Origin of the sequence: Phocaeicola sp. GP0067 (assembly GCF_031119655.1) — a bacterium.
GTDB classification, from domain to species: domain Bacteria; phylum Bacteroidota; class Bacteroidia; order Bacteroidales; family Bacteroidaceae; genus Phocaeicola; species Phocaeicola vulgatus.
The window spans coordinates 1-25,341 of sequence record NZ_JAVHZY010000016.1 but is presented as its reverse complement, the minus strand read 5'-3'; the positions used below and the strand labels follow the sequence as shown (position 1 = coordinate 25,341).

Below are 25,341 nucleotides of genomic sequence, written 5' to 3'. Positions count from 1 at the left end.
AAACTATCCCACAACATTATGCTGAAAGGAAAAACACTTCGGCGGATACCGAAAAAACGAAGTGTTTTATTTATATCCCCGATAAAACAATCTTCTTGTTTCCGTCAAGAGTTCTTCTTAATATAATATAATTAAGCCGTTTTACCCCAACCTTTAAACCATTCCTTACAGACAATGGAACGCGTAGCAAGCGCATAAAAGAACCATTAATCATACCAAGGAAAACGCCATACCTCCCAAAAACATTTCAGCAAATCCCCAAACAATTCACCTGACAGGCCCCCCCGTCTCGTCCAACCGACATGAATCAAAACACCATAAAAAAAAGAGCATTGCAACAAACTGCAATACTCTCTTCTTTCCAATATTCTATGATAGCTATTTTTTAGCATCCAAGGTATCATCAATGCTTTTTCCCGTACCCTTCAACGGGAATATATCAACCAAATTCACATCAAATATCAACGTTGAATATCCGGGAATACCTTCTGTACCATCTTTTCCGTAAGCCAATGGATAAGGAATATAAAGCTTCCATTGGTCACCGGCTTTCATACCACCAAATCCTTTCATCAAGGCCGTACTCCACCCTGCTATCACCGCACCTACCAGAAATTTTCTAGGAGTGGCAGTTTCCGGATCAAGCTCACCCTGATAACTTTGGTCAAAAACCGTACCGTTAATCAATTGACCACGATAATTCACCGCTACCGTATCCGTAGCAATAGGACTCTCAGTACCATCTCCCACTTTCTGAATTTTACAGTAAACATTATCAATGATCTTTCCTGTTTCATTCAATCCCAAAGATGGAAGTTTATAGGAACGGATGATTTTCCATTGCCCTTCTCCATTGCCTTGATTGGCTTCCGCCACTGTAGCAATGGAGTCAATATACCGCTGATTACGCTCTTCCCAGTTTGCATATGGATCTTCTGTCCCATCCGTCTCACTACATGAAACAATGGACAGGGAAGTAACAAACAGCAGACCAATCAGCCAAAGAATACTTTTATTCATAATACATTTATTATTGCAAAGTCTTCAGCAGACTTGTTATACTTACTTTATCGGCAATGATATTGTTCAGTTCCGAAATAGCTACACGCTCCTGCTGCATGGTATCACGATTACGCAAAGTTACACAATTATCCTCCAAAGTCTGGTGGTCTACTGTGATACAATACGGAGTACCGATGGCATCCTGACGACGGTAACGCTTGCCGATGCTGTCTTTCTCATCATACTGGCAGTGGAAATGGAACTTCAAGTCATTCATAATCTCACGCGCCTTCTCGGGCAGGCCGTCTTTCTTCACCAACGGCATCACGGCCAGTTTCACCGGAGCCAGAGCAGCAGGCAATTTCAATACCACACGAGTTTCACCATTCTCCAATGTCTCTTCTGTATAAGCAGCACTCATAATGCTAAGGAACATACGGTCCACACCGATAGATGTTTCAATAACATACGGAGTATAGCTTTCGTTCAATTCCGGATCGAAATACTTGATGCTCTTGCCACTGAACTTCTCGTGCTGACTCAAGTCAAAGTTCGTACGGCTATGAATACCTTCCACTTCCTTGAATCCAAACGGCATCAGGAATTCAATGTCTGTAGCTGCATTGGCATAATGTGCCAGTTTATCGTGATCATGGAAACGGTAATGATCATCACCGAAACCTAATGCCTTATGCCATTTCAAACGAGTTTCTTTCCATTTGGGGAACCACTCCAGCTCAGTACCCGGTTTTACGAAGAACTGCATCTCCATCTGTTCAAACTCACGCATACGGAAAATGAACTGGCGGGCTACGATCTCGTTGCGGAAAGCCTTACCAATCTGAGCGATACCGAAAGGAATCTTCATACGACCGGTCTTCTGTACATTCAGGTAATTGACAAAAATACCCTGCGCTGTTTCCGGACGAAGATAAATCTTCATGGCACCATCGGCAGTAGAACCCATTTCGGTAGAGAACATCAAATTGAACTGACGTACTTCAGTCCAGTTCTTGGTTCCCGAAATAGGACAAACAATCTCTTCATCAATGATAATCTGACGAAGTTCATCCAAATCATTGTCGTTCAAAGCTTTTGAGAACCGTTCATGTAAAGCGTCGCGCTTGGCCTGATGCTCCAGAACACGACCGTTGGTGCTACGAAACTGAGCCTCATCAAAAGCATCACCGAATCTCTTGGCAGCCTTGGCCACTTCTTTGTTTATCTTCTCGTCATATTTGGCAAGCTGGTCTTCAATCAGCACATCGGCACGATAACGTTTTTTAGAATCGCGGTTGTCAATCAGAGGATCATTGAATGCGTCCACATGTCCGGAAGCCTTCCAAATAGTAGGATGCATAAAAATAGCAGAATCAATACCTACGATGTTCTCGTGCAGCAGCACCATACTCTGCCACCAATATTGCTTGATATTATTCTTCAACTCCACTCCCATCTGACCGTAATCGTATACAGCGCCCAGTCCGTCATAGATATCACTGGACGGAAATACAAAACCATACTCTTTACAGTGCGATACTAATTTCTTAAAAACATCTTCTTGTGCCATTTTCTTATCTGTTTATTCTTACACTTTTGTTGTTTTTTCCTGTTTTCAACCTTTAATAAGGGCGAAATAATATGCAAAGTAAATGATTTTTTTCAATAAAAGTCGTATTTTTGCGTGCATATCATCAGAACATTAAGGAATTTAAATATATATGAGCGACGATTTTATTGATAAAGAGGAACAAAACGAAGAAAATATCCCCACGCCGGAGAACGGACACTTGGACTATAAACCTGCCGATACCAAAAACACAGGGGTGAAGCACCAGCTGAGCGGAATGTATCAGAACTGGTTTTTGGACTATGCCTCTTACGTAATACTGGAACGTGCCGTACCGCACATCAATGATGGTTTGAAACCTGTCCAAAGACGTATCCTCCACTCTATGAAAAGATTGGATGACGGCCGATATAACAAAGTTGCAAACATTGTAGGACATACCATGCAGTTTCACCCGCACGGCGATGCTTCCATAGGCGATGCGTTGGTGCAGCTAGGCCAAAAGGATCTGTTGATAGACTGTCAGGGAAACTGGGGTAACATACTGACAGGCGACGGTGCCGCTGCCCCCCGTTATATCGAAGCACGTCTGTCCAAATTCGCATTGGATGTGGTTTTCAATCCCAAAACCACCGAATGGCAAGCATCATACGACGGACGAAACAAAGAGCCGATCACCCTACCTGTCAAATTCCCGCTCTTGCTCGCTCAGGGAGTAGAAGGTATTGCTGTGGGCCTTTCTTCCAAAATCCTGCCACACAATTTTAACGAACTGTGTGATGCCTCCATTGCCTATTTGCGTGGTGAGGAATTCAAACTCTATCCCGATTTCCAGACAGGAGGCTCTATTGATGTATCACGCTACAACGATGGAGAACGCGGCGGAATGGTGAAAGTACGTGCTAAAATCAATAAAATAGACAACAAAACATTGTCCATAGCCGAAGTACCTTTCGGAAAGACTGTCCCGGGGGTATGCGACTCTATTGTCAAAGCCAGTGAAAAGGGAAAAATCAAGATCCGGAAAGTGGAAGATCTTACTTCTGAAAAAGTGGAAATCCTAGTGCACCTTGCTCCGGGAGTATCCTCGGACAAAACCTTGGACGCGCTCTATGCATTTACTGATTGTGAAGTAAGCATATCTCCCAATTGCTGTGTAATTGATGAAAAGAAACCCCACTTCCTTACAGTCAGTGCCGTCCTTAAAAAAGCCACGGACAACACGTTGTCCCTGCTTCGTCAAGAGTTGGAAATACACAAAGGAGAATTGCTTGAAAACCTTCATTTCGCATCATTGGAAAAAATCTTTATCGAAGAACGGATTTATAAGGAAGTAAAGTTCGAGCAATCCGAAAATACAGATGCCGCCTGCGAATTCATTGATGAACGGCTGACTCCTTTCTATCCGCAATTTATCCGTGAAGTGACCAAAGAGGATATTCTGAAGTTATTGGATATCAAGATGGCCCGGATTCTGAAGTTCAACAAGGATAAAGCAGATGAGAACATAGCCCGTATCAAGGAACAGATTGAAGAAATAAACAATCATCTGGCACATATCGTAGAATATACCATTGACTGGTATCAGATGTTGAAAGATAAATATGGCAAACAATACCCCCGCCGTACAGAGTTACGTAACTTCGATACCATTGAGGCGGCGAAGGTAGTGGAAGCTAACGAAAAACTCTATATCAACCGCGAAGAAGGCTTTATCGGCACCGCCTTGAAAAAAGATGAATTTATAGCCAACTGTTCAGATATTGACGATGTGATTATCTTCTATAAAGACGGCAAATACAAAGTGGTTCGTGTAACAGACAAAATGTTTGTCGGCAAGAATGTTCTCTATGTCAATATCTTCAAGAAAAACGACAAACGTACCATATACAATGTGGTCTATCGGGATGGAAAAGAAGGGTTTCACTATATCAAACGATTCAACATTACCTCCATCACCCGCGACCGTGAATATGATGTAACGCAAGGTACGCCCGGCTCACGTATCGTTTACTTTACAGCCAATCCCAATGGGGAAGCGGAGGTTATCAAGATTACCTTAAAGCCGAATCCGCGTATCAAAAAAATCATATATGAAAAAGATTTCAGTGACATCAATATAAAGGGACGCCAGTCCATGGGCAATATCCTGTCTAAATACGAAGTACATAAAATAGCCTTGAAACAACGTGGCGGCTCTACCCTGGGTGGAAGAAAAGTATGGTTTGACCGGGATGTACTCCGCTTGAACTATGACGGACGCGGTGAATATCTGGGAGAATTCCAAAGTGACGAATTGATTTTAATAGTCCATGAAAATGGAGAATTCTATACCAGTAACTTCGATTTGAACAATCATTATGATCCGGGGATCCACATCATCGAGAAGTTCGATGCCAACAAGGTATGGTCCGCCGCTTTATTTGATGCCGACCAGGGATATCCTTATCTGAAACGATTCACTTTTGAATCCACTTCACGCCGTCTCAATTATTTGGGCGAGAATAAGGAAAGTCGTTCTATATTGCTTACTTGTGTGGCTTATCCACGCATACAAGTCATATTCGGAGGACATGACAGTTTCCGTGATCCATTGGAAATAGATGTGGACGAATTCATCGGAATCAAGAGTTTCAAAGCGAAAGGAAAACGAATCAGTACTTACAACATTGAACAAATAAATGAACTGGAACCTTTACGCTTCCCCGAACCTTCCAAAGAAGAGGACGGTGCGGAAGAGGGGACTGATGAAAACGAAGAAACTGCCGAAATTGAAGATCCGGATCATGGTAAGAGTGAAACAGATATCATTGATGAAATTACCGGCCAGATGAAACTGTTTTAAAAAATGAAGAAAATTCTCCTGTTATTACTGTCCCTGTTTTTGGGTCTGTCTTCGCAGGCGCAGGAAGACAGCTTACAAGCAAACCGCTACGTTATGAGAGCTACTCTTTACGGTGCCGGTTTTACAAATATATTGGACACCTATCTTTCACCGATGGAATATACCGGACCCGAAATTCGTATCCTGCGTGAAAGTATGCGCATGACCAAACTGATGAATGGCAACGTGTCTGTTCAAAGTCTGTTCCAAGCCAATCTGTCCCTGACAGAGAATAAAGCAGAAACAAGTAATGAAATGGCAGGTATGGTCAATTGGAATTATGCACTGCATTACCAGTTCCGGCTGACAGAAAACTTGAAGATACTGGCGGGTCCCATGCTGGACTTGAACGGCGGGTTCATCTATAACATGCGAAATTCCAATAATCCCGCCCAAGCTAAAGCATATGTCAATCTGGCGGCATCGGGTATGGTCATCTATCGGTTTCATATCGGTAACTATCCGCTGATAGCCCGTTATCAAGCCAATCTGCCTGTCATGGGGATTATGTTTTCCCCGGAATACGGACAATCTTATTATGAGATATTCAGTTTAAAGAATGGCGGCAAGAATGTGCTGTTCACTTCCCTGCATAACCAACCTTCCTTGCGACAGCTGGTTACATTGGATTTTCCTATCCGGTCGGTCAATATGCGTTTCGGATACCTATGTGATATCCAGCAGGCGAAAGTCAATAATCTGAAAAGTCATATATGGTCACACGCCTTTATGATAGGTTTCGTGAAAAACTTTTATTTATTAAAAGGTAAGAACAAAGTGGCGATGCCCAGCCGGGTCAGCCCTTATTAATATAGAGGATGAAAAGAAATAGTTATATTTTTATCAGTCTGTTATTGTCTGTTGTATTATTTACTTCGTGCATCACGGAGGACGAATACGACAACTCCCCCGAAGGCAACTTCGAAGCATTATGGCAGACTATCGACCGCCAGTATTGTTTCCTTGACTATAAAAAGCAGGAATACGGATTGGACTGGAATGAAATATACAGCCAGTATAAACAGAGAATATCCAAAGGCATGAATAATGAACAGTTATTCGAAGTTCTGGCAGATATGCTGAACGAGTTGCGTGACGGACACGTAAATCTGTCTTCCAAACTGGAGTACTCCCAATATCGTGAATGGTTTGACAGCTATCCGGCCAATTTCAGCGACAGCATCCAACGTGTTTATCTAGGTAAGGATTATGCCCAATCCTCGGGTATGAAGTATCAGATATTCGAGGACAATATAGCCTATATTTATTGTGGCAGTTTCCAATCGGGCATCGGTGAAGGAAATCTGGACGAGGTTCTAAACAAACTGGCTATTTGTGATGGGTTGATTATTGATGTGCGAAATAATTCGGGTGGTAATCTTACCACAGCCGAGAAATTAGCCGCACGTTTCACGAATGAAAAAGTGCTGGTAGGCTATATGTCCCATAAAACCGGACCGGGGCACAATGACTTCTCCACTCCCAAAGCAGTTTGGCTGGAACCGTCACTAGACCGTGTACGCTGGCAAAAACAGGCGGTAGTGCTGACTAACCGTCGCTCTTTCAGTGCCACTAATGATTTTGTGAACAGAATGAAAATACTACCTAAAGTAACCATCATCGGTGACAAAACAGGTGGCGGTTCCGGCCTGCCCTTCTCCTCCGAACTGCCCAACGGCTGGTCTGTCCGCTTCTCGGCCAGCCCCATGTACGATGCGGATATGCAACATCTGGAATTCGGTATAGATCCGGACATCAAAGTCAATATGAGTTCAGAGGATATGCAACGCAATGTAGATACCATTATTGAGGCTGCACGTGAATATTTACATAGCCACAAAGAATAATTTTCTAAAAATCTTTGGTACTTAAGAAATATTGCTTATCTTTGCACCCGCTTACCAAAAGCAATGTCGCGCGTGTGGCGTAATTGGTAGCCGCGCCAGACTTAGGATCTGGTGTCGTGAGACGTGTAGGTTCGAGTCCTATCACGCGCACAAGTTTCCGTATAGAAACAGACAAAAGCCCTCGAAATTATCCGATTTCGAGGGCTTTTCTTTACTAGAAGAAACTAGTTCTCAAAAATCATGTGGCATACTAAAATTTCACATTTATTTTTTTCCCTTTATAAAGCACTGTCTTTTCACTTCCATCCGGCATTCGAACTGTAAACTTCCGCTCATCCAGCATCCCTTCATAGCAGCCACGACGTGCATCAATAGTCAATGTCCGCTTGGCATCATTCCAAATCATCGGAATTTCAGTATAAGCACCGTTTTCGTAATTATAGTTATTGCCTTCATCCTCATAAAGCACAAAATTACCATCGGCACCAGGATAAACACAAACCTTGAGATTGTCCCATTTCTTCTCGGTCACGTATTGCACATCGGGACCTAACGGCACGATGCTTCCAGCACGTACATAAAGCGGAATACGATTGAACACAGTCGTCACCTTCAGCTTCTGCCCACCTTCTGCCACTTCGTTCGTCCAAAAATCATACCATTGGCTACCGGCAGGCAAATATAGTTCCATTTCTTTAGATTGAGTAAAATCGACAGACAATAGAGGGATATCAGACTCCTGCGCTTTGCAGCCCCACCCTTCATTCTCTTTCAAGATTTGCTGTGCCTGCTCAGGAGTGTATTGGGCATGTAATACAGGTGCCACCAAAAAGGATGATCCAAACATATACTCACTGCCCATGTTCCATGTCTTAGGATCACTGAGAAAATCCATGAATAGTGCCCGCATAAACGTGGAATTACGATGACTTACTTCCCAAGATGTAGAATAGATATAAGGCATCAACGAATAACGGAGTTTTATAGCATCAACCAATGCATCATACACCGGCTCACCAGCTTTACCATAGAGGAAAATTTCGCGAGGTGCATCAGCCCCGTGACTACGCATCATTGGACAAAATACACCGAATTGCGCCCAACGCACATACAATTCATGGAACATAGGATTTTTTGTAGCCGTTCCACCTCCCAAGCTATTGTTATAAGAACCGGCAAAGAATCCGCCAAGGTCAGTATTCCAATGCGGCATTCCCGTCAGAGAAAAATTCAACCCGGCAGTAATTTGCCTACGAAACATATCCCATGAAGATCCTACATCGCCCGTCCATACATTTGAGCCATAACGTTGTTGCCCCAAGAATCCTGAACGGGTCAAGATAATGACACGCTTATCGCGAGTCAGAGCACGCTGATGATCAGACACTCCGCCTACTGTTACAAGCGGAAAAGCGTTCCGTACGCTACGGAAGGAACCGGAATAAGTCTGTCGGTCGAAATCCGAATCTTTGGGGTTAAAGTGGTCAGGTTCTGTCGAGTCCATCCACCATCCGTCCATGCCAAGCTGAAAGATACCTTTGTTCAAGTAATTCCAATAAATATCACGAGCCTTCGGATGATATGGATCATAAACCTTCACGCCAGAAGGATAATCAAAGTTAGGCGGCCATCCTTCCACACCCGATTCGGGCCATGTAGCCATATCCATCAGCAACCCTTCCTTCTCAAGTTCCTTGAAAGGTTTAGTCTTTGGACCAAAAGAAGACCAAATGGAAATCATCATGTGTGCATTCAAGCCGTGGACTTCATCAATCATCCTTTTCGGATCACGGTACTCGTAATTCAGGAACTCCATTGCATTCCATAAATAGTTACTTCCCCAATATTGCCAATCCTGAATGATACAGTCAAGCGGTATGCCCAATTCACGGTATTTCTTCACAACACTTACCACTTCATCCTGGCTCTTATAGCGCTCTTTGCTTTGCATAAATCCATAACTCCACAAAGGCATCATAGGAACAGAACCGGTCAGCAAGCGAATCTGTGCAATTACACCGTCAGCCGAACCACCATACATGAAATAATAATCGATACAATCGCCTACATCTGAACGGAACGACGTTTCCTCTTCATTGTCAACATACATCGTACCTGCATAATTATCCCAAAATACACCATATCCCTTAGTCGACTGAAAAACAGGAGTTACGTCTTCTGTATTGCCTTGCACCAGATACTTCTCTATTCCACGTTGCATCATCTGTCCGTTTTGAAGTTGTCCAAGTCCATAAAGCCCTTCATCCTTATCGGTTTTAAAACTTTGGTAAACAGAATAAGTAGCCCGCCCTGCGTCATTGACAGGTATGAATGCCTTCACATTCTCCAATTCCTTCAATAGGGGCATCCCATTACGTGTTTCATAAATCAGAACACCTGTTTTTGTGTCTAGTTTCACCGTCAGTAAACGGCTCTTCATTACAATATTGCCATCTTCCGACGTAGAAACTTTAAGAGCCGTTTTTTCAGGTCTTGCAATAACCGAAAGACTTTTCTTATCTACCGATTGCCCATACGGCATTTTCAACACGCGCAGACTATTAGCATTAAACCATTGCACTTCCACATCTATCTTTTTCCCAAAAATAGAAGCCTTAATGCCTGTTTCTGTCCGCTGATATTCCTGCGACCACACCAAAGTGGTCAACAGACAACAGAATGTAAAAATAAGTTCTCGTTTCATAAACTCTAACTTTATTATATTAGTTATCAATAAGTATTAATTAACCTTCCACCAATCCAGCATAAACTATTTTTATTCTATCTCCTCAAAGGGATAAGTTTATCTATCATCATTAATAAAAACTTCCATAGCAATATCAAAACAATTGTCTATATGCTAAAAACACTTACCCTTATCCTATTTCCTCAACTTAACCCATACCACAAAACCTCCGCGAGGCTGGCACTCTATATTCAATTCTTTGGTATCGAATGCCGAATTTTCAATTTTTATTTGTTTCCCATCAGTAGTATCCGAAAACAGTTGGATAAGCTGAATAAAATCTTTAATAAACTCCAAATTCACACGAAATGATTTTGTATTTTCCGTACCATTCAAACCGGAAATATACCAACTATCCTTACTTTTACGAGCAATAACAACACTTTCAGCCGGATAACCGGACAGCAGTCTGGTATCCTCCCATGCAACCGGAAGATACCTGATAAAGTTCTGTACCTCTACCGGTTGTTGCCTATACCCTTCAGGACGATCTGCCAAATGCTGTAGAGCCGACTCAAAAATAACAAGTAACGCCAATTCATGCGCATCGGTAGTGATATGTGGATGTTGTGAATTGGTAAATGTACAAGGCGTATAGTCCATCGGACCTATCACATTACGGGTAAAAGGCAAGGTACAATTATGCCAAGCTGCATTATCAGTCAATGTCGGTTTATTATTATACCACTCTGCCCCATATACCGCTTCCACACTCATCAGGTTTGGGTACGTCCGTTGCCAGCCTCTGGGAATAGCTGCCCCATGAAAATTGACTAACAATTTATGCCTGGCTGCATCCTCCAGCAAATCAATATAATAATTCATCGTACCTATAGAATCTCCACCAAAAAAGTCTATCTTAACTCCCTGAATACCTATTTCTTTTAGCCATTCAAATTCTTTGTCACGCACTTCCGGGGTATTCAACCGATATAACGGAGTAGGATCACACCATGCAGTAGAAGAATTATACCATATCAAAGGAGTTACATTTTTCTCTTTACAATAGTTCATTGCATCATTCAGATTTCCTCCATTCTCCATTGCATCCCATTCCCAATCAATCAACATATAGGGCAAATCAAAGTCTGCGGCAAAATCAATATATTTCTTCACTATTTGATAATCCTTAGAACCATGATTATATGCCCAATATATCCAAGAGACCAATCCAGGTTTTATCCATTGGGTATCTTGGATTTTACATGGTTCACTCACATCAGTTACCAAAGTCGATTCGACAATATCAGCCAATGTTCCTATGATAGCGACACGCCAAGGTGAATACCAGCCGGATGGGCATATCAACCGTTCATCCGATAATTTTATCTTATAGATAGAAGAATCAGCTGCATTAGTAAGATAAGCTCCTGTGTTATCACGTAATATGTTGGCTTCGGTTAATAGTACAAAAGCGCTGTCCGAAGGTTGGAACAATGTTGGAAAACTCCACTCACGTCCCTCATTATCTGCAACGCCGTCCGTATTTGGCCAATAAAAGCCCTCATAACCTACAGTAAATTTTTGTGTCCAACGCTTGATACCTGGAGTAAAAGCAAATGCAGTGTACTCATCAAGAACCACAATCTCTTCTTTGGTTTTAGGAAGATGATAACGGAAAGCTATACCATCATTATAAACCCGGAAAATAAGATCTACCCGAAGTCCTTTGACATTTTCAAACCGATAAGTACATTCATTAGCCTCATTATGGCAATGCCTGCGTTTACCAGTCAGCATTTCATAATCATCAACTACAGAAGTTACAGGAGTTGAGCTTATCAATTTAAAGCAATCATCCGTATCCGACGTTTTTAGACCTATTTCAGGTAATGACATCATTTTAACTTTATCCCGCCCACTATGATAAATAACAGAAAAACCTTTTTCAGCATGATATTCAATGGCTATCTTACCGTTAGGAGATTGTAATAAATTGTTCTGCATCGTACATGAAATGCAGGATAAGCACAACAGTGCAATGATAGTAAAATATTTCATAATCATTAAATTGTTCAATGTACCTTCTATTATATTTTAAGGAAAAAGAGAATACTTCATCAGCACCCTCTCTTTCCTCTCTTTTTTAATTATTCATATAGATAAAACATACGTTCCATCATACTCCATTTTTCTTTAGCAAGTTCCCCTTTCCTGCATTGTTGGAATACCGATACAAAATCTTCCCATTCCTGCTGTCGGGGTAAAGTCGCAAGTTTAGCCATAGCAGATTCCCAATCGAAATCAATAGGAGTTTCGACAATCATGAATAACCGATTACCGCATATATATATTTCCATTTCTAAAATACCAACTGAACGGATCCCCTCTCTGATCTCCCGCCACGACTTCTCCTTACTGTGGCACTCCCGATACTTCGCTATCAGCTCCGGATCATCCTTCAAATCCATTGTCTGACAATATCTCTTTACCGGATAGCCATATCTTTTCATTTCATATCCATTTTCTTTCATCTTATCTTAAACTTAATCCTGCTTAATTATATCCCTCATTCTGTTTCAGATTCTTATTTACATTCAAATCATTTTGAGGAATAGGAAAATATCGGTTATGGGGTGCCCATGTACGTTTCTCAAATTGATAATACATATTTTCATCCACCGGAGAAGCAGTAGCCCCACTCCCTCTATAATTACGAGCTTGAGGATCATCCGACAATTTTACTCCGGTAAATGTATGATTAAGTTCTTTCTCGGCAATGCCCCAACGTAACACGTCATAATATCGAAGCCCCTCGAATGCCAGTTCCACACGTCTTTCTTTACGAACTGCTTCACGAACAAGTTCCTGTGTCGCTACGTCTGTCTTTTTTATTCCAACCAATTTCACACGATCACGTATATCATTGATAGTCAAATCCAATAAATTCTGGTCTACTGCATTCGGCTGCGATTCATTTACCGCTTCCAGATAGCTTAATAGAACCTCAGCATAACGCATTATAGGAGTATAAGTGGGAGTAGAACCTAAATTATTAGTTATAGACGGATCACAACCTTTCTTTGGACAATATCCATTAAATAAGGCAAATTTATTATAGCTATCTGCAGTATTAGCTCCCTTAAAGCAATCATAAATTATATCATTATACTTAGTTCCCTCATAACTTCCCAAAGGAGGTAAAAAAATAGAAGCATACAAGCGCAAATCCCGATTAACATAAGGATCATTCTCATCATAAACCTCAGAAGTCTTAATGTCCTTGCCGTCTGCACAGAAATATTCTTTCACCAATTCGTTATATGGTGAGAACTGATGCCACCCTCCATAAGCAGCTTCAGGATATAAATATTGATAACGTGAATTAGTATACAAATCCTTTATCCCCATAATACAAAATATTATCTCAGGGCTATATTCACCTCCTATTTGAAAAAGTTTCTCATAGCTGTCCTCTCCATTACGACGATCCAATTCATATATTCCCGACTCAATCACACTACGTAAAATAGTAGCAGCATCTCCCCATCTCTCTTGTGCCAGATAAAGACGACTTAAAAGTACCTTAGCCGCCCCCCTGGTAAACCGGCCATATTCCTCTGAAGAATATTGGACAGGCAACAAGTCTATAGCAGTCTTCAAGTCCTTCTCCACTTGCGAATAGACTTCAGTCTGAGGTGTTTGAGAGATAGAATTCGCTTCGTCCACCGACAGAGTTTTCAAAGGCATAGGAACATCCTTATAATAAAATGCCAAATTTAAAAAGAAATAAGCTCGTAAACACTTCACTTCGGCAGACCACTGTTCTTTTTTAGATTCTTCCATCGGACAGTCCGTAATATTCTCTAGAAAAGTGTTGTACTTAGCTATTTGCGTATATGCATTTCCCCAATACCAACGTAAATTACTGTTAGTAGCCACCGTATTGGAACTAGCCATTAAAGTAGAAAAATTTTCCTTTTCCGTTCCGTTTCCACCTGCAAAATCCAAATAGAGCAACCCTTGTGGCGTAGCAAAATCATCATGCGACCAACCAGTCTGGAAACGATAACATCCTGTCAAAGCCAACATGGCATCCCCTTCACCAGTCCAAAAACTACCATCAGAAATTGCTGAAGGTGGCTCCTTATCTAATAAATCCGAGCAACCAGTTGTTACTAGTGATACAGCCAAAGCACATAAACAAGCCTTTGTCATTCCTAATGTATTATATATATTTTTCATAATGATTCTTGATTGAATGATTTACTTAGAACTTGAAATTAAATCCGAATGAATAAATACTATTGACCGGATAATAAGAGGGAGAATCCCCTGTTCCTATCTCATTTTCAGGATCCCAACCTTTATAGAAACTATTGAAAGAGAACAGATTTTGTCCGCTTACATAAACACGCACATTTTCCAAACCTATTTTTTTAGTCCATGCTTTTGGGAATGTATATCCTATTTGTATATTCTTGACTCGTAAGAAACTAGCATTACGGACCCAATAATCAGAAGTTTGAAGATTAGTGTCATTCATATTCAAAGTTTCCAATCGAGGATATTCAGCCCATTTATCAGGATTTTCTTCCTTCCAACAAGATTCAGCCTGCCATCTCTGTATCTGTCCACCGTTGTAGAATGCATAAGCCATATAAGATCCTATCAAACGCTTATGACCTCCTAAACCTTGTAATAAAGCTGAAAAATCAAAACCTTTATAAGAAGCGGAAAGATTCAAACCATAATAAAACTTCGGGGTAGTACTTCCCAATACGGTACGATCATATTGTGCATCCACCTTACCATCGGGAACCCCGTCAGGACCACTAATATCTTTGTATTTCACATAACCAGGTTTCAATCCTGACTTACTTACCAATTGCTCAGGAGCCGCATCTATTTCCGCTTGGTCTACAAACAGTCCATCAGTTTCATATCCATATATAATACCTATCGGTTGCCCTACAATTCTGTTATTATTAATTTCTTCGGTAGCTCCGTTCGCCAATTTCTCAACTGCATTTTTTACCCATGTAAAATTAGGAGAAATACTAAACCGGAAATCACGTCCTATTTGTCCGTTATAAGTCAGATTTATTTCAATTCCTTTGTTCGAAACAGCTCCAACATTAGATTGTCCGACTTCACGTCCCATAATACTAGACACCTCAACTGGTGCTAAAATGTCCGAAGTATATTTATAAAAATAATCCAATGTTCCACTAAAACGTCCATTCAATAAACTAAAATCTAAACCAATATCCGTTATAGCCGTCTTTTCCCAAGTAATTTCCGGATTATTATAGGTTTTCATGTAAGCCCCAGACTGAAGAGTTGCCGGATTTCCAAAAGGATAATCATGTCCAAGTTCATAAATCTGTTGGTAAGGATAAACACCTATATTTTGATTACCAAGTACACCATAGGAAGCACGCAATTTCAAATTATCAACTACAGCTGAAACTGCCGCATTCTTCCAAAAATCCTCCTCAGAAATTCTCCACCCTGCAGAAACTGACGGGAAAAGTCCCCAACGATGACCGTCCGCAAAACGTGACGATCCATCATAGCGCAAATTAGCCTCTAATAAATAACGATCTTTCCATGCATAATTTATACGCCCGAAAAAAGAAAGCAACGCATATTCCTCCAATGAACTATCATTAGTAGCTGTTGATTTATCTCCAGAACCTAATTCATACAAATAATTATTAGGAAACGTATTTCTATAACCTTCCAAACCTTTATTATTAGATTGCTCCACAGAAGTACCCGCCAATAACTTAAAGGTATGATTTTTAATTTGTTTTTCATAAGTAGCTAATGCTTCAAAGGTAGTATACGTATTATTTGCAGTCCATACATTTAAAGTAGCGGGCCCCACTGTCTTACTATCATCAAAATAAGTATCAGCCCGGTACGCTTTATCATATTTAGTCCAGTAATTCACCCCAGCTTTACCTATAAAAGAAAGTCCGTCTACAGGAGTATTCCATGTCAATTGTCCGGAAGCACTTATATTTCTACTCACATTCTGTACAAAAGATTCACTCGCCAACCACGCTTCCGGACTATAATTATCCTGATATCCAAAACTTCCATCCGACTTTTGCCCGGCATAAATAGGTCCCTGACGAACAGCATATCCTATCATTCCATCAATACTTTGTGGTTCGCCATTAGGAGCATTATATTTATTATTATAAGCATTAATATTCAAATTAAGCATCAGCCCTTTGGCGATTTCACTTTTCATAGTAAACAGTGCAGTCATTCTTTCATTAGACGTTTTTGCCGTCATACCTTCCTGATTTCTATAACCTACTGATAAATTATAACTTGTCGTAGCATTTCCTCCTTGTATGCTGAGATTATGTTGGTGTTGAAAACCAGAACCAGATTCCAACAGCCATTTTAAGTGATTTACATTCGGATAATTATCCGGATCAGATCCATCTCTATACTTTTGAATCTGTTCAGGTAAATAAGCTTCCTGCTTACCCATATTCCGCATAGCCATATTATAATATTCCGCATATTCCCATGATGGTAAAAAATCAGGCAATTCCGTAGGCCGTTGCCAACCAAAAGAATTACTATATGTAATAGTCGTTTTACCTTGTGCACCCTTCTTTGTTTCAATCAAGATCACCCCATTAGCAGCACGATTACCATAAATAGAAGCAGAAGCTGCATCTTTCAAAAAAGAAATGCTCTGAATATCATTAGGATCTACATCATCAATGTTACCTGATAAACCATCAATCAAAACCAATGGATCTGTTCCAGCTTTTGAAAATGTACCAGTTCCACGAATTTTAACAGTTGCTCCTTGTCCGGGACGACCTGAAGTTTGCAATACACTTAAACCTGGAGCCAAACCTGCCAGTGCTTGAGCAGTACTCATAACAGGCTTACTAGCCAAGTCTTCAGCTGAAACAGCAGATACGGCTCCTGTTAAATTCACCTTTTTCTGTGTTCCATATCCAACTACAACTACTTCTTCCAACTTTTTTGTATCTTCTTCCATTATAATACGAAGTAACTTGTTACTTTCAACCTTTATTTCTTGCGAAATATAACCTACATAACTTATCTGGAGCATGTTTCCCATTTCAGCAGACAGAGAAAATTTGCCATCCAAATCAGTAACAGTTCCATTGGAAGTACCTTTAACCAAGATACTGACCCCAATTAACGGCTCACCGGAAAAATCAGTAACCAAACCATTGACATTACTCTGTGTCTGTGCCCAAGTAGTATAGCTCAGGCAACACATCAACAAGACCACCAAGAATCTTATTGGCTGCATACATTCTAATCTGTTTTTCATTATTCTATTGATTATTGGGTTAATTTTCAAGACATAACAAAGGCTTACCGACCTAAAAAAGCCGATAAATAAACCTACTTTATGCTATATTCACTTCTTTATCTTAAATACGGGAGCAATCTTATTCAACTGTACATCAGGCATATCAATAACAACTCCTTGCGCTGTACGAGTAAAAGATACCTTTCCATAACCTAACAATTCAATTTTAGTAATTTTATCAGGATACAACTCACTTCCCGTTGCCAGCGATTGAATGACAACTTGCTTTTCTTCCGGCCATGCAAGGACTGTAGCATAGAGATATTTCTTGGTTTGAGTAAAACGGATTTCAGATGCAGTGGCTTTAGTGTAAGCACCTTCATTGAAACCTTGGGCATTAATCTTGATATCAGCATTGGCTATCGGACCTTCTCCGAAGACTTTCCACGGGCGTGTATCATAAATAGCCTCTTTATTCACACTCATCCAGTCACCAAATTCATTTAAAATGGCTTCTTCCTTTTCATCGAAAGTTCCGTCAGCCCGAAGAGGAACACTAAGCAACAAATTACCGTTCTTACTGACCACATCCACTAATAGTTTCACTACATCGGAAGCACTTTTATACCAGCCGTTCTCCGCCAGTCTGGTATCATAATGCCAACCGCCTAAACAAGAACAAGTCTGCCATGGCTCTTCATAAATACTATTGGGAGATCCCCTTTCCACATCCCATACCAAAGCTTTACGTTGTTCATCGGTAAGAATTTTACCAAACATAACAGCACTGAAATCCCCCTTACGAACAACCATGTTGTGATTATAAAAATGTGCGGCAATCTTCAAACCCGCATCACTGATAGGATAAAACGGTACACCAGTCACATCAAAATAAATCAAATCGGGATTATAACGGTTTATTGCATCGACTGTACGATCATAAAAGTTTGTCACATATTCTTGAGTAGGAATACAAACACCATTTCCCCATGCCCATTGACGGTGAATCATACCGTCAGCCCAACTTCCAGCGCTTAACGGATGATTCTGTGCATAAAGTTTTTGAGGATCGTAGCCTTCCCACCACTTACCCTTACCATCTTCTTTAGTCAAACATCCATCGTAGGGTACACCTGCCTTCTCGCCATGACGGTCGTATCGTTGAGCCGGTTCATACCAGCTCCACGCATGGTCCGCATGGAAACTGATACCAAATGGAAGACCGTTTTTCTTAGCTGCTTCAGCCCAGCCCGCCAATATATCCTTCTTAGGGCCTATATTCACGGAATTCCATTCCTGATATTGGCTATCCCATAAATCATAATTATCATGGTGATTACCTAAAGCGAAGAAATACTGGGCACCAATCTTCTTATAAAAGGAAACCAATTTGTCCGGATCCCATTTCTCGGCTTTAAACAAAGGCAATATATCCTTGAAGCCCACTTCAGAGGGATGGCCATAATGTTCCACATGGTGCTTATACTCGCGCGAACCTTCCAAATAGAGAGAACGCGCCATCCAGTCGCCGGACCCTTCCACACATTGCGGTCCCCAATGTGCCCAAATACCAAATTTGGCATTTCTAAACCATTCAGGAACTTTATAGTTCTGCAATGATTCCCAAGTAGGTTCGAACTCTCCCTCCTGCATTTTTTCATTTTTCTCTGAAACAGGTACCTGGTAAGTCTGAGCCTCCAAAACTCCCGTCCAAAGCAACAAAGCCGAAGCCAAAAGAAAATGTTTTGCTTTCATAGTATAATTGCTTTATATGTTTTTCAATTATCAATAGTGCAAATATACAGAGTTGAAACCAATTTATATTATCCAAATGCGCCATTATGTAGGATAATATCGACTTTTACCTGAAATAATTCAAAAACAAATACCAAAACAGGTGATTTGATATGAAAATATCGATTTCCCATTGGATTATATATATACTTTTGCTTACTTTGTACAAAACTGAATCTTTCATTCTAATACCTTAAGGAATATGACACAATCAATCGACCAATTACATTTACTTATATTAAATGTAGGACTAGCCATTCACAATGCAGACTGGAACTGGAAAAACGTAAGCAGCCCTTTTACCCGACTCTATTATATAATGGAAGGAACCGCCCAAATAATATTTCCCGATGGAATGCAGGAACTAAAACCACATCATCTATATCTGGTGCCATCATTCACTACCCATAGTTATCAGTGCAATTCTCATTTCACTCATTATTATCTCCATATATATGAAGACCATCAATCGGAATCCGGCATTCTGGAAGATTGGAATTTCCCGATAGAAATACCTGCGGGCAACCTGGAATTACCACTTATTAAAAGGTTATGTGAAATAAATCCTACCATGCAGCTTCCTCAATCCGACCCGACAAGCTATGACAACAACCCCACATTAATCAGAAACATCATTAAAAATAAACAGCGTACCTTCTGTGACAAAGTCGAATCCAGAGGTATAGTATATCAACTTATTGCCCGCTTTTTAAAAGACGCCAAACCTAAAGTGGAAGTCAACGATAACCGTATCCAAAAAGTTTTGTCCCACATCCGAAAAAATATCTATAAAACAGTAGATATAGACTCATTGGCAGCAATCTCATGCCTCTCAAAAGATCATTTTATCCGTCTTTTCAAAAAAGAAGTCGGTACCACACCGCTACAATATATTAATCAGAAAAAAATAGAGAAAGCCCAATTAATTCTGATTACAGAGGATATTCCCGTAAAAAACATAGCCTATCTCCTTGCTTATGAAGACCATTCTTATTTCAACCGCCTATTCAAAAAAATCACAGACGTTACTCCACAGCAATATAGGGAACTATATAAAAAGTAACCGTCTTATTATTTTTACGCAAAGGTTTACGTACTTTTTTCAACCTCTTCCACCATATACCTAAAGGTTATTCCTCTATTTTTGATGCCGGAAATAAATCTAAAAATAAATAGAGCTATGAATTACAATGAAATCGGGAAAACCGGTATGCGGGTTTCCAATCTTAGTTTCGGCGCATCTTCATTAGGAGGAGTTTTTCATGATATCCGCGAAGCAGAGGGTATCAAAGCTGTTTACACAGCAGTAGAGAATGGAATGAATTTTATTGATGTATCTCCCTACTACGGGCACTACAAGGCCGAAACCGTATTAGGAAAAGCATTGAAAGAAATACCACGTGACAAATATTATCTCTCTACCAAAGTGGGACGCTATGGAAAAGATGGAGTCAACACATGGGATTATTCCGGAAAACGTGCAACGGAAAGTGTGTATGAAAGCTTGGACAGACTCCACATTGAATATATCGATCTGATTAATGTACACGATGTAGAGTTTTCAGACATGAATCAGGTAGTCAACGAAACATTACCTGCACTGGTAGAACTTAAAAAGAAAGGTATTGTGGAACATGTAGGTATCACAGACTTGCAATTAGAAAACTTAAAATGGATCATTGATCACTCGGAACCGGGAACAGTAGAAAGCGTACTTAACTTCTGCCATTATTGTCTGAATGACGAGAAACTGACTGATTATCTGGATTATTTTGAATCAAAGAATATCGGCATTATCAATGCCTCCCCCCTTTCAATGGGCTTACTCTCCCAACGTGGGGTTCCTGCATGGCATCCGGCCCCCCAATCACTGGTAGAAGCCTGTCGGAAAGCTGTTCAACATTGCCTGTCCAAAAATTATCCTATAGAGAAACTGGCTATTCAATATTCTGTCAGCAATCCACGTATCGCCACCACTTTGTTCAGTTCGGCCAATCCGGATAATGTATTGAAAAATATAACATATGCCGAAGAGCCCATTGATTGGAACCTTGTAAAGGAAGTGCAAGAAATTATCGGAGAACAAATGCGTGTCAGTTGGGCTAATTCATAATACAAAGGAAAATAATGATGGATTTTAACATAATAGATGCACACTCCCATCTTTGGCTACGGCAAGATACGGAAGTCAACGGATTGCCTATCCGTACTTTAACCAACGGACGTTCGTTATTTATGGGGGAAGAACGTCAGATGGTTCCGCCCTTTATGATTGACGGGCGGAATAGTGCCGAGGTTTTTCTCTCGAACATGGACTATGCACAAGTATCGGCTGCCGTAGTCACTCAGGAATTTATTGATGGCATCCAAAATGAATACCTCGCAAAAGTGTCCCATAAATACCCAGACCGTTTCTTTGTATGCGGTATGTGCGAATTTCGTAAACCCGGTTATCTGCAACAGGCCAAGGAATTAATAAGTTCCGGTTTCAAAGCAATAAAAATCCCGGCACACCGCCTTTTTCTAAAAGAAGGAAGAGTCATGCTGAACAGTGACGAAATGATGGAAATGTTCCATTACATGCAAGAAAAAGACATTATCCTTTCCATTGATTTAGCCGATGGGGATACACAAGTACAGGAAATGAAAGAAATCATTCAGGAATATCCGCAGCTTCGAATCGCTATCGGACATTTCGGTATGGTCACCACACCTCATTGGCAAGAACAAATAAAGTTGGCCCGCCATAAAAATGTCATGATAGAATCCGGGGGGATCACCTGGTTGTTCAACAGTGAATTCTATCCGTTTCACAGAGCGGTCAAAGCCATTAAAGAAGCAGCAGATCTGGTAGGTATGGACAAACTGATGTGGGGATCGGATTACCCTCGGACCATTACGGCCATTACTTACAAGATGTCTTACGATTTCATCCTTAAAACGACTGAAATGACACAAGAAGAGAAAGCACTTTTTTTAGGTAAAAACGCCGAAAGATTTTATGGTTTCAAAAATCTCATATCTCTTCCTTACATAAAAAACATGTCAGAATAATCAACTGACACTTATAAATCCATACCATGAAAAATAAGAACTATTATGTACCATTGATGCTCATATTCTGCCTGTTTTTCCTATGGGCTATCAGCAGCAATCTGCTACCTACTATGATAAGACAGCTGATGAAAACCTGTGAGTTAAACGCTTTCGAAGCATCATTCACAGAAACAGCCTACTGGCTTGCCTATTTCATCTGTCCCATTCCCATCGCTATGTTCATGAAAAAATACAGCTACAAATCGGGAATTATTTTCGGGTTATTACTGGCGGCATGTGGTGGGTTACTGTTCTTCCCCGCTGCCATGCTGAAAGAATATTGGGCATATCTATGCATATTCTTTATCATTGCCACCGGAATGTGTTTTTTAGAAACGGCAGCCAATCCTTATGTAACCGCTTTGGGAGATCCGAAAAGTGCGCCCCGTCGATTGAATCTGGCACAATCATTCAATGGGCTGGGAGCTTTTATAGCTGCCATGTTTCTCAGCAAACTGATTCTGAGTGGCAACCACTATACCCGCGACACCCTGCCCACTTCTTTTCCCGGTGGCTGGGAAGGTTACATTCAAACAGAAACAGACGCCATGAAACTTCCTTATCTGCTGCTAGCTATGCTACTCATTGTTATTGCCATCATCTTTATCTTCTCCAAATTACCTAAAATCAAAGAAGGAAATACGATGGAAGGAGTAGAATATAAAGGAGAAAAATTAATTGATTTCGGAGTCTTAAAACGTTCTCATCTTCGTTGGGGAGTTATTGCACAATTCTTCTACAATGGTGGTCAGACAGCCATTAACAGTTTATTTCTAGTCTACTGTTGTACCTATGCAGAACTACCTGAAAATACAGCCACCACCTTTTTCGGTCTTTATATGCTGGCTTTTTTGGCAGGAAGATGGACAGGCACACTACTCATGGTAAAATTCCGTCCACAAGACATGCTATTGGTATATGCGCTGATTAATGTCTTGCTATGTATTGTTGTGGTTTGTTTTGGCGGTTGGACAGGTCTTTATGCCATGCTGGGCATCTCTTTTTTCATGTCTATCATGTATCCCACTCAGTTCTCGCTCGCTTTGACTGATTTAGGCAACAACACCAAAAGTGGCTCGGCATTTCTAGTTATGGCCATCGTTGGAAATGCTTGCTTACCCCAACTCACAGCTTATATGATGCATCTGAACGAACATATCTATCATATAGCCTATACTATCCCTATGATTTGTTTCCTGTTTTGCGCCTATTATGGCTGGAAAGGATACAAAGTGATTGATTAAACTGATTAAAAATAAATAAAAAATGAAAGCAATTCAAATTACCGCTCCTTCCGAAATGAAGGTAGTAGACATCGAGAAACCGGTCTTGGAACCGGGAGAAGTTCTTGTGAAAATTAAATACGTCGGTTTTTGCGGCTCGGACTTGAATACATTCTTAGGCCGTAACCCAATGGTAAAGTTGCCCGTTATTCCTGGACATGAAGTAGGAGCTGTCATAGAAGCTGTGGGCAAGGATGTGCCGGATTCTTTAAAACCCGGCATGAGCGTTACAGTTAATCCCTATACCAATTGCGGTAAATGTGCTTCCTGTCGTAACGGCAGAGTAAATGCCTGTGAACATAATGAAACTTTAGGGGTTCAGCGCAACGGAGCCATGTGTGAATATATCGCATTGCCTTGGAGTAAAATAATCCCGGCCCATCGAATTCCTCCTCGTGACTGTGCACTGATCGAACCGATGAGCGTAGGCTTTCATGCGGTTTCCAGGGCACAAGTTACAGATATTGATATAGTGATGGTCATTGGTTGCGGAATGATCGGTATGGGAGCTATTGTACGTTCAGCTCTTCGCGGAGCTACCGTTATCGCTGTAGACCTGGACGACGAGAAATTGGAACTTGCCAAACGGATAGGTGCTCACCATACCATCAATTCCATGACAGAAAATGTACATGAATGCCTGACAAAGATTACGGAAGGACTCGGTCCTGATGTAGTCATTGAAGCTGTCGGCAGTCCTGCAACCTATGTTATGGCCGTCAATGAAGTCGGATTTACCGGGAGAGTGGTATGTATAGGGTATGCAAAATCAGAAGTTTCTTTTCAAACTAAATATTTTGTCCAAAAAGAACTTGATATCCGCGGATCACGTAATGCATTGCCCACAGATTTCAGAGCAGTTATCCGCTACATGGAACAAGGTACTTGCCCAAAAAATGAATTGATCAGCAAAGTAGTCAAGCCCGAAGCAGCAATACAGGCCATGAAAGAATGGGCGGCAGCTCCCGGAAAAGTATTCCGTATACTAGTCGAATTTGACTAACCACATCTATACAATTACCCAAAATGTGCTCAAAGTGATCGTTTTCTACTTCGAGCACATTCTCTTTTTTGATTAAATCCTACTTGATTGGATAATATCAATTAATATCGGACGGAACCCGCTAACGAAACACTCTACTGCTATTACCATCAGAATAAGTCCCATCAAGCGCATCATCACGTTATTTCCAGTTTCACCAAGAATAGAAACCAACCGGGTAGAAGCCCGCAATATAAGATAGGTGATAAAATAAATCAAACCAATTATTCCGATCAGAATTCCCTTCATGGTCCAAGTATTTGCATCATCCATTAACATTATTCCGTTAGCTATAGCACCGGGACCGCAAAGCATAGGAATAGATAACGGGGTAATTGAAATATCATTGGCATACGTTTTAATTTCTTCATCTTTCAACTTCGTATTAGTAAAACGTGCCTGCAACATATCATACCCAATCTTCAAAATAATAAAACCGGCAGCAATACGAAAGCCATTGGTCGATATTCCAAAGAATTTGAATAAAAATTGCCCGGAAAAAGTAAAAGCCAGAAGTGTAATAAAGGAAATGATAGTAGCACGTTTCACAATATGACGCCGTTCTTCATCATCCATTCCTTTAGTCATAGTCAAAAATACAGGCATGGTTCCCAACGGGTTGGTTAATGTGAAAAAAGAAGTAAAGCATAGTAATGCAAATGGTAATAATGTATCCATTGACGTATTATTTTTAGGTTATGGGCAAAAGTAATCCATAATTGGGAGATGAGCAATAGTAGAGGTCACATTTCACACGTGCGGATACAAAAAAAGCCTCCGGAACTTCTTCAAGTCCGGAGGCTTCAATCAAAA

The 25,341-nt window shown here is 40.7% G+C and carries 17 protein-coding genes and 1 tRNA gene; 9 read left to right on the top strand and 9 right to left on the bottom strand.

Going from position 1 to position 25,341, the window contains the following annotated elements:
• Positions 1-378: 378 nt before the first annotated feature.
• Positions 379-1,020: an FKBP-type peptidyl-prolyl cis-trans isomerase gene (locus tag RE317_RS12980; RefSeq protein ID WP_005843606.1), complete on the bottom strand. Its 642-nt coding sequence runs from the start codon at positions 1,018-1,020 to the stop codon at positions 379-381.
• 10 nt (positions 1,021-1,030) lie between these two features.
• Entirely contained in the window at positions 1,031-2,572 is a 1,542-nt protein-coding gene (locus tag RE317_RS12975) for a glycine--tRNA ligase (protein WP_005843603.1), read from the bottom strand.
• 151 nt (positions 2,573-2,723) lie between these two features.
• Between RE317_RS12975 and RE317_RS12970 the strand changes: the two genes are divergently transcribed.
• The 4 genes from RE317_RS12970 to RE317_RS12955 all read left to right on the top strand — a co-directional run bounded on the left by RE317_RS12970 (position 2,724) and on the right by RE317_RS12955 (position 7,453).
• Entirely contained in the window at positions 2,724-5,417 is a 2,694-nt protein-coding gene (locus RE317_RS12970; protein WP_005843601.1) for a DNA gyrase/topoisomerase IV subunit A, read from the top strand.
• Positions 5,418-5,420: 3 nt separating this feature from the next.
• Entirely contained in the window at positions 5,421-6,266 is an 846-nt protein-coding gene (locus tag RE317_RS12965; protein ID WP_005853691.1) for a DUF3316 domain-containing protein, read from the top strand.
• An 8-nt stretch (positions 6,267-6,274) separates the two neighbouring features.
• Positions 6,275-7,303, top strand: a complete 1,029-nt coding sequence (locus RE317_RS12960) for a S41 family peptidase (RefSeq protein WP_005843596.1) — start codon at positions 6,275-6,277, stop codon at positions 7,301-7,303.
• 68 nt (positions 7,304-7,371) lie between these two features.
• Positions 7,372-7,453 (top strand) — tRNA-Leu (locus RE317_RS12955).
• Positions 7,454-7,553: 100 nt separating this feature from the next.
• On the opposite strand, the gene RE317_RS12950 is transcribed toward RE317_RS12955, so the two are convergent.
• The 6 genes from RE317_RS12950 to RE317_RS12925 all read right to left on the bottom strand — a co-directional run bounded on the left by RE317_RS12950 (position 7,554) and on the right by RE317_RS12925 (position 19,068).
• Entirely contained in the window at positions 7,554-10,007 is a 2,454-nt protein-coding gene (locus RE317_RS12950) for a TIM-barrel domain-containing protein (RefSeq protein ID WP_117873296.1), read from the bottom strand.
• 177 nt (positions 10,008-10,184) lie between these two features.
• Positions 10,185-12,056 (bottom strand): glycoside hydrolase family 97 protein, encoded by a 1,872-nt coding sequence (locus RE317_RS12945; protein WP_181987491.1) that lies wholly within the window; start codon positions 12,054-12,056, stop codon positions 10,185-10,187.
• An 83-nt stretch (positions 12,057-12,139) separates the two neighbouring features.
• On the bottom strand, positions 12,140-12,523 hold the full coding sequence (locus RE317_RS12940; protein ID WP_005843590.1) for an L-rhamnose mutarotase: 384 nt from the start codon (positions 12,521-12,523) through the stop codon (positions 12,140-12,142).
• 22 nt (positions 12,524-12,545) lie between these two features.
• Complete coding sequence (locus RE317_RS12935) at positions 12,546-14,234, bottom strand: RagB/SusD family nutrient uptake outer membrane protein (protein ID WP_005843588.1); 1,689 nt, start codon at positions 14,232-14,234, stop codon at positions 12,546-12,548.
• Positions 14,235-14,259: 25 nt separating this feature from the next.
• Positions 14,260-17,331: a TonB-dependent receptor gene (locus RE317_RS12930; protein ID WP_005853680.1), complete on the bottom strand. Its 3,072-nt coding sequence runs from the start codon at positions 17,329-17,331 to the stop codon at positions 14,260-14,262.
• Positions 17,332-17,421: 90 nt separating this feature from the next.
• Complete coding sequence (locus tag RE317_RS12925; RefSeq protein WP_005853678.1) at positions 17,422-19,068, bottom strand: alpha-L-fucosidase; 1,647 nt, start codon at positions 19,066-19,068, stop codon at positions 17,422-17,424.
• Positions 19,069-19,309: 241 nt separating this feature from the next.
• Between RE317_RS12925 and RE317_RS12920 the strand changes: the two genes are divergently transcribed.
• From RE317_RS12920 to RE317_RS12900, 5 genes are all read left to right on the top strand, one after another.
• Positions 19,310-20,170, top strand: a complete 861-nt coding sequence (locus tag RE317_RS12920; RefSeq protein ID WP_005843580.1) for an AraC family transcriptional regulator — start codon at positions 19,310-19,312, stop codon at positions 20,168-20,170.
• 117 nt (positions 20,171-20,287) lie between these two features.
• The gene (locus RE317_RS12915; protein WP_117873291.1) at positions 20,288-21,220 is read left to right on the top strand and encodes an aldo/keto reductase; all 933 of its coding nucleotides are present in this window, start codon (positions 20,288-20,290) and stop codon (positions 21,218-21,220) included.
• 17 nt (positions 21,221-21,237) lie between these two features.
• On the top strand, positions 21,238-22,161 hold the full coding sequence (gene lgaB, locus RE317_RS12910; protein WP_032934878.1) for an L-galacto-1,5-lactonase LgaB: 924 nt from the start codon (positions 21,238-21,240) through the stop codon (positions 22,159-22,161).
• A 26-nt stretch (positions 22,162-22,187) separates the two neighbouring features.
• Entirely contained in the window at positions 22,188-23,447 is a 1,260-nt protein-coding gene (fucP, locus tag RE317_RS12905; RefSeq protein WP_005843574.1) for an L-fucose:H+ symporter permease, read from the top strand.
• A 22-nt stretch (positions 23,448-23,469) separates the two neighbouring features.
• Complete coding sequence (locus tag RE317_RS12900) at positions 23,470-24,489, top strand: zinc-binding alcohol dehydrogenase family protein (protein ID WP_005843572.1); 1,020 nt, start codon at positions 23,470-23,472, stop codon at positions 24,487-24,489.
• A 72-nt stretch (positions 24,490-24,561) separates the two neighbouring features.
• Here the strand turns inward: RE317_RS12900 and RE317_RS12895 are convergent, their stop codons facing one another.
• Positions 24,562-25,206 (bottom strand): MarC family protein, encoded by a 645-nt coding sequence (locus tag RE317_RS12895; RefSeq protein WP_005843570.1) that lies wholly within the window; start codon positions 25,204-25,206, stop codon positions 24,562-24,564.
• Positions 25,207-25,341 lie beyond the last annotated feature (135 nt).